Origin of the sequence: Heliorestis acidaminivorans (assembly GCF_008933955.1) — a bacterium.
Classification (GTDB): domain Bacteria; phylum Bacillota; class Desulfitobacteriia; order Heliobacteriales; family Heliobacteriaceae; genus Heliorestis; species Heliorestis acidaminivorans.
In genome coordinates, this window is sequence record NZ_WBXO01000003.1 from 232,365 (window position 1) to 245,612 (window position 13,248).

Consider the following 13,248-nt stretch of genomic DNA (forward strand, 5'->3'; position numbering starts at 1 on the left):
ATTAAAAGAAGAGCACCTTCTCTGAGCACAGAGAGGGTGCTCTTCTTTCCTTATAATTAATTGCTTTTTCTGTGTCTTTCAATCAACGCAATCACCTGTTCGGCGACAATTGGCTTACTTAAATATTCATCCATCCCCGCGGCAAGACATTTCTCGGCATCGCCTTTCATCGCATGGGCTGTTAAGGCAATAATTAAGGTATGCTTATTATCTACCTCTATTACTCTCTCTCTTGCTCTAATCACACGAGTTGCTTCATAACCATCCATCACTGGCATCTGACAATCCATAAAAACAATATCGTAAGCTTGTGCTTCACAAGCTACTGTAGCTTGCAAGCCATTTTCAGCAATATCACAACTATAACCTTTCTTCTGTAAAATCTTCGTAAAAAGCAATCGATTGACAGGATTATCTTCAACTAGTAGAATTTTTGGCTTGCCCACAGTGGGAGTAGCTACTTCATGTTGAGATTTTTGCTCCTCTTGCTGAGAGTTCTCCTCTTTTTGCGGTGCTTCTATTTGCTTCTCTTCTTTTGATGAGGCTATTGAAGAAGATTCCTCCTGAGTTCCATCCTCGCCTTCCTTGTGAGCAATAGTAAAAAAGAAAGTAGAACCTTTACCTTCTTCGCTTTCTACCCAGATCCTGCCCCCCATGCGGTTAACTAGTTTTTTGCAAATAGATAATCCTAGGCCCGTACCGCCGTATTTTCTAGTTGTCGAAGCATCAGCCTGGCTAAAAGGCTGAAATAGATTTTTCATGGCTTCTTTGGAGATACCGATGCCACTATCACGAACAGAAAACAATAGCTCTTCCGTAGCATCTTGGTTCCTAAGCCTCTTTACTTCTACCAAAACTTCTCCCTGATCTGTAAATTTTACTGCGTTGTTGACGAGATTAGAGAGAACTTGTTGTAATCTGGTAGGATCACCTTTGATAACTTCTGGAACATCTAAATCGATAAGCATATGGACGTTAAGATTTTTTTCTTTTGCTTTTAAGGTTGATGGCACTAAGGCTGATTTCGCTATCTTAGATACATCAAAAGTTACTTCTTCTAGTTCTAGCTTATCGGCTTCAATCTTGGAAAGGTCTAAGATATCGTTGACTAGTGTCACTAAGATATCAGCAGAGACTTTTATCTGATCGATATAAGACTTTTGTTCCTCATTTAACGCTGAGCCTTCTAAAAGATCTAAAAACCCACATATTCCATTCATAGGTGTGCGAATTTCATGGGACATATTAGCCAGAAAATTGCTCTTAGCAATATTAGCTTTTTGTGCTTCCACCGTTAATTGATTGGCCTTTTCGATGGCCACTTGTAGTTGCTTGTTAGCTAACTCTCGCTCTTCTTCTGCTTTTTTTTGCTCTGTTATATCAATAATGACGCCATCTATCCATAATAAAGTCCTATTAGAATCAAAAAAAGGCTGACCTGATTCAGAAACCCAGATTATGTCACCATTTTTGCAAATTAAGCGATAGGTCACTTCATATGATCTGTTCCGAGCCACAGCTTCTTGTATAATCTTATAAACCATTTCACGATCTTCTGGACAGATAATGTTATCGAAGATTTTTCCTTTATGTATAAAGTCAGAAAAGTGATAACCTGTAAGTCGTTCAATACCTTCACTTAAGAAAAGCATCTCATAATGTTTATCTAATTTACATTGAAAAACAATGCCTGGAATATTCGTAACAAGATTTCTATACTTACTCTCACTCTCTTGACGTGCTTTTTCTTGCTTTTGTCTTGTTAAAACTAGCCCTAGTTGCCCTGTATAAATCTCCACATAACTTTGATTCTTAAAAGTTACACCAACAGGCATGAATAAGGTGAAGTCCCCAATCATGACGTCGTCTTTTTCAATTTTTACTACAACTAACTCTCCAAATTGAAAAATCTTCTCTAACATTAAGGCAACAGAGCTCGGTATGACATTCCCCATAAGCTCTTGTAGAGAAGAAAAGCGAGTCGTCATGTTAGAGCCCATTTTTCTTTTTCGAAAAGCATTGTGAACCCATTTTTTGCCTACAACTTCAAAACCAAGTAAAGAAGTAAGCTTAGATATATGGTTGTGCAACCCCGAAAAAGCCATAGTAGTAAATTCATTACCGGAATCATTATAAAGGTTAAAACAAGCGTATTTTGCACCTGAGATTTGTAAAAGATCATCGGTAATCTTTTGATAATCAGTCTGTTCTGGTGATAGTTGCAAGAAATCTTCTGTTAAGGTAACAATCTTTTCGAGAGTTTTTCTTTCGGCAATTCTTTCTGTAACATCTCGTGCTGAGATATAGATTAATTTTTGGTGAGGACGAAATCGCCACTCCATAGTTCGATAAGTACCATCATTACAACGATAGCGATTATCAAAAGTTAATAAATGGTCCTGAATAACAAGCTGACTAAATAACTTCAATGAGTCTCCAATATCATCAGGATGAACAAAGTCAAGAAAATGCCGTTGAATAACTTCTTGTGCTGGATAGCCTAAATCACGTTCCCAAGCTTGATTCACATGAATAATGCGACCATCTCTATCTGTTACGCATAACAAATCAAGACTGACTGATAAGATTTGTTCTACATTCAACAACGCTTTGCTCTTTTCATGCGTTTTCATTTCCTATCACCTTACTTCTGAGGTGTTACTTTTTATAAGACTATCTCTATTAAATTGTTCGACAGCTATGGCTTAGAACCTTCCAAGGTTTTTCCATATCGCTAAATTCTTTCTTGCAAACAACCATACTATTTTCTAGAGTTAGAAGTCGACATTTTTAACTTTTAGCTAAAAATTTTTTTTACATAGTACCTATTTCTCTCTAATTTGAGGAAGGCTCTCTTTTAGTAACAATGTTGCTACAAGAGAGCCTTCCTCAAATATCTTTTTTTGGTATTTTATTGATTTGAAGAGAAGGGATCTGTTACTTCGAAAGCGAACAGTCTATTGGTTACCATATTTTTACAATTTCTATTGAGGTGATCATATGGATCCATCTGTTTTAACCCGAAAAGCTTTTACTTTTCTACTCTCCCAACTTTTATTGCTAAGTATCTGCTTAACATCTTTTTTATCGCCAGCCCAAGGCTCTTCAAAACCTACTATGGCAACGGATGTTTTTCTCTTGATGGAATACTCAACAGGACAAGTACTCTATAGTTCGAGAGAACACGACCGAGTTCCACCTGCTTCCTTAACAAAGCTAATGTCAGTTTACACCCTTTATAAGATAATGGAGCAAAATTCTTACAGTTGGCAAAAACCGATCCCTATAACGACAGCAGTTAAGAGATCTTATGGTGCAACAGCTAACTTGTCTGTAGGTGAGGTCCTTCCCTTGCGCGATCTTTATTATGCTATGCTCTTACCTTCTGCTAACGACGCTTCTGTAGCTTTGGCAGAAGCATTAGCTGGCTCAGAAGATGCTTTTGCTAAGCAAATGACTATAAACGCACAAGCACTGGGGATGGAAAACAGTTCTTTTCTTAATGCCTCTGGCCTTCCTATCCGAGAAGCTGGATTGTCCCATCAACATTATATGTCTGCTTACGATACAGCTTTGCTGAGTAGGCAATTGCTTCACGAATATCCTCAGATTCTTACTGTAACAAGTATGAAGACAGCTCCCTTTCGCGATGGCGCACGTAGACTGAATAATACTAATCGTCTTTTAGAAGCTTATGCGGGACTAGACGGGTTGAAAACAGGCTTTACCAGCGCCGCCGGCTATTGCTTTGTAGGTACAGCAGAACGACAAGGTCTGCGTCTTATCGCTGTAGTCATGGGTACTAAATCTGTGCAAGAGCGGGAAAGAGCAACACAGAGGCTTCTAGACTATGGCTTTCAAAATTATTATATAGCTAACCTCTGGGATATCTTTACAGAAGAAGATCTTTTCTATGAACAAGGTAGTCCCTCACCTTTGCCTGTAAAAATTGATAAAACAGTTTTTTTCGTTGCAAAAAAGGGAGAAGAGCATAACTATAAACCTCATATTGAATGGCAATTCCCCTCATCTTTGCCTATCCTAGAAAATCAACAGCTTGGTTACTTATCGATTAGTTACGAAGGCGCTAAAATAGTTGACAATATACCAGTTCTATCTAAAGAAGAGTTAAAGAATCCCTTCTTACCTCCATTTTTTCCTCATCTTGTGCCTACATTCTATGGTCTGTGAAATGGTCAATCTACTAAAAAGCTAAAGAAATAAAAAGAGACCAGCACTTGATTTACGCTCAACTAGTGCTGGTCTCTTTTATTTTATAAACTCTACTGTTCAGGATACCAAATATCTGTCCTGTTACCAGGATTCTCATCAGAAGAAAATATACGAGCCAAGAGTTCTTTTTCATAGACCATGGGGTAGGTACGTAAACCTGCTAACAATCCTGAAGCTGGCGCCCTGACTTCTTCCTCTAAAGCACCTGTTAAGACGTTATAGATATGTCCTAACAAATCTCCTTGACGCTGTTCTGTTCCCACAATAGCGCAGGGACGGAAAATACCTGCCGCTTGAGAGAGAACCAGGTTGGTATTGGTAGCTCCAAAAAGAGGTATGGGCTTAGGGGTTTCTAAGGGTGGTCCTTCTAATATTTTCGTAGCAACCATAAAGTCAATTAAGCCTTGACAGACCTGCTGGACAATTGGTTCTTCAATCTGCCGTGCTACACCTAACATAAGTATATAAGGAGAGACAGCAGTCTCTTTCCAGTGGTAAGAAAGCTGTGTTTTGTAAATCGGTGTTAACTCTCGATGAAGTAAATATGGACAGCCCAGATAAGGGGCTAGCTTCAACTCATGATCATCAGGATAAAAAGTGCGCACATGAGGAATTTCATAAAATTGCTCATTGGAGCTGTGTATATCGATAGCATAGTCCGAATCTTTTGTAGCTTGAAAGATCCCATCGGCAATGCGCTGTGTTGTTTCTCCTTGATCATAACCTGGAAACATCCTGTTAATATCGGTGTTATCAAAAGGCCAGTTACGACCAGCAAAATTAACACCTGGTACATTGACTACAGGAATTATACGTACAGTTCCGCGCAACTTATAATTAGGCTCTTTCCCTTGCACCACTTCTTCTAAAAAAGCAGACAAGCAAGTGAGGAGATAAATGCCATTGAGCTCGTCACCATGAATTCCTGATACTAGCGAGATTAGAGGTCCTTCACCGTGGCCGCGAAACTCATTTTTGTAGATAACCATAGGCTCACGAAAAGGTATGTTAAGTTCTACTATTGGCTCAAGCATCTTCTTCACCTCCTGTTGTTGTCTTTGTTGGGTAAGTCAAGCGAGCCAGCAAAGAACCTTCATAAACAACAGGATGCTGTCGAAGTGTAAAGACTAATCCTTCTACAGGTGCTTCGATCACTTGCAGATCTTTTCCACTGAGCGGATCAACAATTCTTCCTATTCTTTCTTTTTCACGGACATAACGACCAAATATAGCTGGTTCAGGTACAAAAAGACCTGAAGCTTTGGCATTAAAATACCATACTTCATTGTCTTGCATAATACGTGGCTCATTTATAGTAGGCAATTCTTCGGCAGGTATATCTAATATACCAAAGCGATGTAGTAAACGCAGTAGGCCTTTTAGCAATTGTTCTGAATAGCCTATTGTCAATCTTTGACCGATACCCATTTCTACAACTAGGGTTGGTATTGCCATCTCATTCAAATTAGTAGCTAAAGTAGTCTCTAAAATGGTAGAAGAACCATGAACCCAAACAATATCAACATTAGAATTTTGAGCTAAGGGAAGTAACGTGGAGGCGTAGGTGTCTTGCATTCTAATCTGCGGCATTTCCAGAAGAAAACGGTTGCTGGCATGAATATCAACAACAAAGTCGGCTCCTTTGAGATCTTCTAGCAGAGCATAAGCCGCTTGCAATGGTACGTGACCATCACGATTGCCTGGAAACTGCCGATTCAGATCTACATTAAAAAAAGGCCAAGCACGGTTTAGACTACCAAGTCCTAATGAGTTAATTGAAGGGTAGAAATCTACCTGCCCTTGAAGAGCTTCTGGATTTTTCTTCAACAAGTTTTTTAAGTAGCCGTTTAATAAGTAACAAGTATATAAACCTTCAAATTCATCGCCATGAATTCCAGCTACAATGGCTGCACGTTTACTACCATCTTTTTTCTGATTGCCCAGAACCTCTTTACGAATACTAAATTGGTCATAGGCAGGCATGCGTATGGTGATAATTTTCTGTTCCAATGCTACCACCCTATCCTTTTCTACCACTTTACTACATTAAAGAATCTGTACATCAACAGTTACTTGCATACTTTGCTTAGCCCTGCCTCTAAAAATCCCTTTTACGGGAACAACATCATGATAATCTCGACCATGAGCAATTTTTACGTAATGATCATTGACAAGGCAATTGTTTGTTGGATCTATGCCCTGCCAGTCCCTACCTGGAAGCCAAACTTCTACCCAGGCATGGGAAGCACCACCGCCTCGTAAGATACCGTCACAGGGAATGTAGCCACTTACATAACGCGCAGGTATTGCTCGATAACGCAATAAGGCCAACAAAAGATGAGAGAAGTCTTGGCAGACACCCATTTTCTTCGTTAAAATTTCCCGCACAGAAGAACATACCTGCGTTACTTTTTCCTGATAGCTATAGTTTTCATAGAGATATCTTGCCATCCTGACAACTTCAGGCCAGCCTTGAGCAGGTAAGTCGAATTGCTGAGCAAGGGCCTGCACTTCCGGCAAAAAGAGACAACTAGGTGTCTCCATAAGCCATTCAGCAAAGTTCTGTTTATAATCTTCGGGCCATTGTTCTTGGCTTACAGAGCTAATTGTTTTACTAATGCTAAGTGAAGCTAAGTTAGATTCTGTATTTATCATTTGTCTTTCTACAATAGACCTTGTTTCTATAATCAACTGATCGTGAGGTTCTTCAAACCACAATGTATGAACAATATTGCCAAATGCATCTTGATGTTGCTGGATCGCTCCTAATGGTTCAGTCTTTAATTGAAAAGAATATAAGCGCTGGTCAAAGCCGTAATGGTGACAATTCATAGGTGATAATCGAACTTCACTGACTCCCTCTATCACTTTGCTGGAATATCCATAGAGAGTACGGTGGTAAATCGCGAGAGTGGTCACGCACTATCTCGACTATGAAAAAGAATTTTATTCACGGCGAAGCCAACTTTGTTATTTTCTCTTAAAAAAGACTGTAAGAAAAAATGTACACCTTGTCTTTCGATTTCATCTATGGTGTTAAAGCGTAAATATTGATCCAACTGTTCTAGCAACTTAATGGGTTCTGCGATTGGCAAGCCATTCTTAAAAGCTTTCTGAGCAGCCTCTAAAGCTTGAGCAATGGAAAAACGTAAAGAACGAGGGAAGTCAGGTTGATGGATGAGGAAATCAATCACTTCCCGTGGCCCCATCCGACCACACCATTCCCTTTGATAAGCTTCATAAGCGCTTACAGAAAGCAAAACTCGAAGCCATAAATTTTCTTTTTCTTTATAGGGATGAGCGTTAGCGGCGTCGATAATGCGCGCCGTTTTATCAGCTCTTTCAAGATAACGGCCTAATTGTAAGAAAGACCAGCCTTTTCCCTGTGGCAAGATAGCTTCAATCATGCCTTGAAAGAGAAAGGAACGTTTTTTCACAAGATGTAAAAATTCAAGTGGCGCCTTCCCTGTAAGCTTTTCCGCACATGAGCGCACTACAAGATAAAAAGCATTAACTACTTCATAAATTTCGTTAGGAAGAGTTTCTCGGACTACTAGCGCATTTTCCCTGGCTTGACGCAAACATTGATATATTGAGTTGGGATTCTTATCAGAAAAAGAAAGAAAGTCAAAAGCTGACAAAGCATCTATTTGGTCATAGTGCTGGCGAAAGAGTGCTACATCACCTGTAACAGCAATAAGCGATTCCCAGTAAGCTTCTTTTTCCTCCGTTGATTCTGCGTAATAGACTTCAAGCATTCTTGCATTATTTTCTGCCCGTTCAATCATGCGGGCCAACCAAATCAAGCTGTCGGCTTGACGGTTGAGCATAATTGACACTCCCTTTCTCCACGATGGCTTCGTAGAATCCATGTATCTTTACTGCCCCCACCTTGTGAGGAATTAACAACCAAAGATCCTTCGCGCAAGGCCACACGTGTCAATCCACCTGGAATAACTTTCTTCCCACCAATAACAAAAGGTCTAAGATCAATATGGCGATTAGCAAAAAGACCATCTATAAAAGAGGGATGTTGTGACAATTGAATTGTCGGTTGAGCAATATAGTCTAGAGGAGATTTCCGAAGGATTTTGCGAAAAGCCTCTAACTCTTGTTCTGATGCTTTCGGACCTATAAGCATACCGTAACCACCAGCACCGGTCGTTTTCTTGACGACCATTTTTTCTAAGTTATTAATAACAAAGTCCTGCTCTTCCCTGTTCTTCAAAAGGTAGGTCGGTACATTATCTAACAAAGGCTTCTCACCTAGATAGTATTCAATCATAGCTGGCACAAAGGAAAAAATAGCTTTATCATCAGCTACACCAGTGCCAGGTGCATTAACTATTGCTACATTGCCAGCTCGGTAAGCGCTGATCAGTCCAGGTACACCAAGCATCGAATCGGGGCGGAAAACAAGAGGATCAAGAAAAGCATCGTCAAGACGGCGATATATAACATCTACTTGACGTAACCCTTCCACACCGCGCATAAAAACCCGATTATCTAAGGTCATCAGGTCCTGTCCTTCAACTAGGTCAATACCTAACTGTTGGGCTAAAAAGACGTGATCGTAATAAGCGGAATTATAACGACCTGGTGTTAGAAGTACGACTGTGGGCTTAGAAGTTCTTCTTGGCGCTAGTGACTGCAAGTATCTAGCAAGATAACTTAAAGAAGGCATAATCGGTTCAATAATATGCTGTTGGCATATTTCTGGAAATAACTGCGTCATCATTTTACGATTCTCATAAACATAGCTAATTCCAGAAGGTACACGTAAGTTATCTTCTAAAACGAAATACTTACCCTGATCATCACGAATTACATCGATTCCAGCTAGGGGGATGTATTCATTCATAGGAACGTTTAACCCAACCATGGCCCAACAAAAATCAGGGTGACTTACAACCAATTCTCTTGGTATGACTTGATCGCGAAGAATTTCCTGTTCATGATATATATCCCGGAGGAAAGCATTGAGAGCACGGACCCGCTGGCGTAATCCTTCATCTAAGATATTCCACTCTTCTTCCGGAATCACACGAGGTAGAATATCAAAGGGTAAGGTTCTTTCCATACTAGTTGACTCATGGTAAACCGTAAAAGTAACGCCTAAATTGATAAAAAGATGCTCCGCTTTTCTTTGTAGATTAGCCAGCATCATAGGTGAAAGGTTGCTAAAGTAATCATAAAGATTTTCATAGCAGGGACGGACACCATAAGCCTCATCAAACATTTCATTAAAGAATCTTTTCTCGCGATCTAAGGAAAACACAGAACCATACACCTCCGAAAAATTGACAAAAAAAAAGAAGCTACACCTTGTAGCTCTGAAGGATTCAAAATGCACTTCTTTGCCCACAATTGACTAAATCTATTATAGCGCATTTCTCATATTTTAGGAATATATGGTTTTGATAAAAATAGCAGGTTATTTAATTTAATCCATTCTAGCGCTGTCTAAAAATGTTTTTATGCTTTGATTGCTCCTAATTGCCGTAAGGTACAATGAGTTCTACCACTTTTCCATTCTCAAAAGTGAACTCTAGGGCGTTTAGATCACCACTTTGCGGAGTGAAAGGTCCCCAGTAGCTTAACGTTCCACTTTGACTGCGATCAAGTGAATTATGCCGTGGAATACCGTAAGCCTTTCTTACTTCTTCTACGGTAGAACCGATGCCAATATTACGATTAGTTTTGCCATAGCTGTTTAAGCTTTGGTAACAAGGATTGGGGTATAAATAGTCTTCACAGAAATAATAACTGTAGTTATGGTGATCACTGTAGATCGAAATCCATTCTTCATCAGGCACCATGTTGTAGAAAGTAATAAAGATTTCTGCAGGGTAGCCATAATCAACAGCACGTTGACTGAAGTAGACATTGTGATTCGTTGCTTCCGAGACGAATCGCACAGGTACATAAGTTTTATTCTGAATTAGTTTGGCCGGACTATCGAGACTTATGGGCTTCCCATTTACAATCGCTTCATTACTATCGATGACCAGACTGACGGTGACGTTGCCTTTTTTCATTACAATTTTCTTCTCTGCGGCATGCCACTCGGTACGGTAACCCATTTTTTCTGCAATGTCTCGTAAGGGTAGCATGGCACGGTCGTTAACTAATAGAGCTTTCATTTTGTCTCCATAGGAAGCGTAGCCATCAGGATCTATATCCACAATCACTTCTGGCTCTAAAGCTTGGGCGCTACTAAGTGCGGTGAGAAGAAATATGAAGGTTAAGAGTATAGATTTTTTGACTCTTTTCAAACCTCTCTCCTCCTCATATTGACGGGTTCTTCTCTCAATTTATGAAGAACTAAGTTTGTACTATGTCATAACTATCCTTAATTCGTTAAAAATTAATCCGGCCTTAGCTAGAACTGCTATACTAGAAGTACAGGCTTTTAGACTCAATTATAGTCACAGCAAATTAAGGAGAGTTTCTATGAATATCAACATGGAATTATATAGAACTTTTTACTGCGTGGCCAAAGTAGGTAGTATATCGAAAGCAGCTGATCTACTCTTCGTTACTCAACCAGCTGTAAGTCGTGCTATTCAACAGCTAGAAGAGAAGTTAGGTATGGTGCTCTTTTTCAGAACACCGAAGGGAGTTCGCCTGACCAAAGATGGAGAGCTTCTCTATCCTTATGTAGAACAAGCTTTTAACTTCATCTCTTTAGGGGAACGTACTTTGTTGGAAGTGAAAGAACTACATAGTGGAGAAATATCCATTGGCGCAGGTGATACGGTTTGTAAACATTATCTACCGGGACATTTGAAAGATTTTAAGCGTACTTACCCTGGTATTGGTATTCATGTAACTAACCAAAGCACTCAATCTGTTATTAACATGCTAAAAAAAGGTTCTATTGATATGGGTTTTGTCCATCTTCCTGTGGTAGACGAGCAACTGATGGTATATAAAATCATGGAAATACAAGATTGCTTTGTTGTTGGTGAAAAGTATAAAGAACTAGCCATGAAGCCTCGTACTGCTCAAGAGATTGCAAAGTATCCTTTAATCCTTTTGGAAAAAGGGGGCAGTTCTAGAACTTATATCGAAAAGATGTTTTCTAAATATGATTTAACTGTAAAGCCTGCTTTTGAACTTAGCGACTTCGAATTGAACATACAGTTTGCATTGATTGACTTTGGTGTAGCCGCCGTAATTAAAAATTTTATAGTTGAAGAATTAGAAAATCAGTCTTTATATGAAGTAAAACTTATTGATCCTATACCACCACGTTATATCGGTCTTGTCCATCTCAAAACTGTTCCTTTGCCAGCGGCGGCCAAAAAGTTCTTGTCTTTCTTGCTTGAGAAACCATCTTCAGATGATCAATAATCTCTGTCTGACAAATAATCCCTGTATGACAATGTTCTCTGTATGATAAATAATCTCTATCTACTTATTATCGCAAGGTTTGTGTAACTTGTGTATAACTCTCACGCATACCCCATATGTTAATTATTCATTTTATCTATACCCCGATTACCTTTATAATGACAATATAAATGAAAACGCTCATATTCACAGCTTATCTGAGTGCATCTCTCACTCTATCCCTTAGGGGAACTGTGTTAGCTTATTTTTTATCAAACCTCATTTTTACCCCCCTATTTTTTACCCCCCTATTTTTTTTACCCCTTATGTGAAATTCTTAATTAATTGATAGGAGAGGCATTCAATGACTCAGCAAAAACCTCGTGTTGTCGTTTTAGGTTCGGGTTATGCAGGTATTTTGACAGTAGCTAGACTGCAGAAGCTTCTCCGCAAGGAAGAAGCAGAAATCTTACTAGTTAATAAACATGATTACCACTACTTAACTACATGGTTACATGAAGTCGCCGCCGGAACTTGCGACGAAAACCGTATAACTATCCCCATTGGAAGTGTCATTGACACAGATCGTGTCAATTTTATTAAAGACACAGTTGTGGAAGTACAGAAAGAAAATCAACGTGTCTTACTAGCCCACGGTGAAGCACTAAGTTACGATTATCTTGTTGTAGCTCTTGGCTACGAGCCTGCTACTTTTGGTATCCCTGGTATTCTAGAGCACTCCCTAACGATTCGCAGTATGAACAGTGCTCGTGACATTCGCAGTAAAATCGAAAGCCGCTTTGCTGACTTTGCCAAGAACCATAAAGGTTCTCAAGAGAAGTTAACCTTCCTAGTTGGTGGCGCTGGCTTTACAGGTATTGAGTTTGTAGCAGAATTGGCAGAACGATTCCCTCTTCTCTGTGAAGAACATGGTATTGATCCTAAGCAAGTTCAGATAATTAACGTTGAAGGTGCTCCTAGGATTTTAGCGAACTTCGATCCCTCCCTTGCTGATTATGCTAAGGCTTCCTTAGAACGCATGGGGGTACAATTCCGACTTTCTACTCGTATCAAAGCAGTTGATCCTGATGGTGTCACTTTATTATCTGAGCAAGGTGAGGAACGCATCGCACCAGCTACTGTAATCTGGACTGGTGGTATTCAAGGCAATACGGTTGTATGTGATAGTGCTTTTGAAGCTTCTTATGGAAGAATTCCTGCTGAAGAAGATTTGCGAGTCAAGGCTTATGAGAACGTTTTTGTCATCGGCGATTGTTCTTCTTTCGTTGATAAACGTACAGGACGCCCTTACCCTCCTACAGCGCAAATTGCAATTTTGCAATCCCAAACTTGTGCCAATAATATTGTAAATCTTCTTCGAGGTGGAAAAAAATTAGAAGCTTTTGAGCCTTTCTTAAAAGGTGCTGTAGCCTCCCTTGGTAAGCATGATGCAGTTGGTGTCGTCTTTGGAGTTAAAGTACGCGGTAAGCTCGCTGTAATGATGAAAAGCTTGATCGATCTTCGCTATCTCTATATTTTAGGTGGCATCAAGCTCATTCTCGCTAAGTCCAGCACTTCCTGTGCTTTGCAGACAGCTTACTCACAGTCTGATAGTAAATGATGAGATAATTATATTGATATAGATAAAAACAAACTCCCTTATCGCACCTATCTTTGCGG

At 39.6% G+C, this 13,248-nt stretch carries 10 protein-coding genes; 3 read left to right on the plus strand and 7 right to left on the minus strand.

What is annotated here, in order from left to right:
* Positions 1–56: 56 nt before the first annotated feature.
* Positions 57–2,633 carry a PAS domain-containing protein gene (locus tag F9B85_RS05785; RefSeq protein WP_151619439.1) on the minus strand — a complete coding sequence of 859 codons (2,577 nt, stop codon included), beginning with the start codon at positions 2,631–2,633 and terminating at the stop codon, positions 57–59.
* A 367-nt stretch (positions 2,634–3,000) separates the two neighbouring features.
* On the opposite strand from F9B85_RS05785, the gene F9B85_RS05790 reads away from it, so the two are divergent.
* Positions 3,001–4,191, plus strand: a complete 1,191-nt coding sequence (locus tag F9B85_RS05790) for a D-alanyl-D-alanine carboxypeptidase family protein (protein ID WP_151619440.1) — start codon at positions 3,001–3,003, stop codon at positions 4,189–4,191.
* Positions 4,192–4,283: 92 nt separating this feature from the next.
* Here the strand turns inward: F9B85_RS05790 and F9B85_RS05795 are convergent, their stop codons facing one another.
* From F9B85_RS05795 to F9B85_RS05820, 6 genes are all read right to left on the minus strand, one after another.
* Positions 4,284–5,267 (minus strand): M14 family metallopeptidase, encoded by a 984-nt coding sequence (locus tag F9B85_RS05795; RefSeq protein ID WP_151619441.1) that lies wholly within the window; start codon positions 5,265–5,267, stop codon positions 4,284–4,286.
* Complete coding sequence (locus tag F9B85_RS05800) at positions 5,260–6,243, minus strand: M14 family metallopeptidase (protein WP_151619442.1); 984 nt, start codon at positions 6,241–6,243, stop codon at positions 5,260–5,262. Before F9B85_RS05800 ends, F9B85_RS05795 begins: the two co-directional genes overlap by 8 nt.
* A 36-nt stretch (positions 6,244–6,279) precedes the next feature.
* On the minus strand, positions 6,280–7,152 hold the full coding sequence (locus F9B85_RS05805) for a transglutaminase family protein (protein WP_151619443.1): 873 nt from the start codon (positions 7,150–7,152) through the stop codon (positions 6,280–6,282).
* The gene (locus F9B85_RS05810) at positions 7,149–8,063 is read right to left on the minus strand and encodes an alpha-E domain-containing protein (RefSeq protein ID WP_170270228.1); all 915 of its coding nucleotides are present in this window, start codon (positions 8,061–8,063) and stop codon (positions 7,149–7,151) included. The genes F9B85_RS05805 and F9B85_RS05810 overlap by 4 nt, the downstream gene beginning before the upstream one ends.
* On the minus strand, positions 8,036–9,511 hold the full coding sequence (locus F9B85_RS05815; protein WP_243138089.1) for a circularly permuted type 2 ATP-grasp protein: 1,476 nt from the start codon (positions 9,509–9,511) through the stop codon (positions 8,036–8,038). Before F9B85_RS05815 ends, F9B85_RS05810 begins: the two co-directional genes overlap by 28 nt.
* A 214-nt stretch (positions 9,512–9,725) precedes the next feature.
* Positions 9,726–10,508 (minus strand): copper amine oxidase N-terminal domain-containing protein, encoded by a 783-nt coding sequence (locus F9B85_RS05820; protein ID WP_151619445.1) that lies wholly within the window; start codon positions 10,506–10,508, stop codon positions 9,726–9,728.
* A 178-nt stretch (positions 10,509–10,686) separates the two neighbouring features.
* On the opposite strand from F9B85_RS05820, the gene F9B85_RS05825 reads away from it, so the two are divergent.
* Both F9B85_RS05825 and F9B85_RS05830 read left to right on the plus strand, forming a co-directional pair.
* Entirely contained in the window at positions 10,687–11,589 is a 903-nt protein-coding gene (locus F9B85_RS05825) for a LysR family transcriptional regulator (protein ID WP_151619446.1), read from the plus strand.
* A 343-nt stretch (positions 11,590–11,932) separates the two neighbouring features.
* Positions 11,933–13,189 (plus strand): NAD(P)/FAD-dependent oxidoreductase, encoded by a 1,257-nt coding sequence (locus tag F9B85_RS05830; RefSeq protein WP_151619447.1) that lies wholly within the window; start codon positions 11,933–11,935, stop codon positions 13,187–13,189.
* Positions 13,190–13,248: the final 59 nt, after the last annotated feature.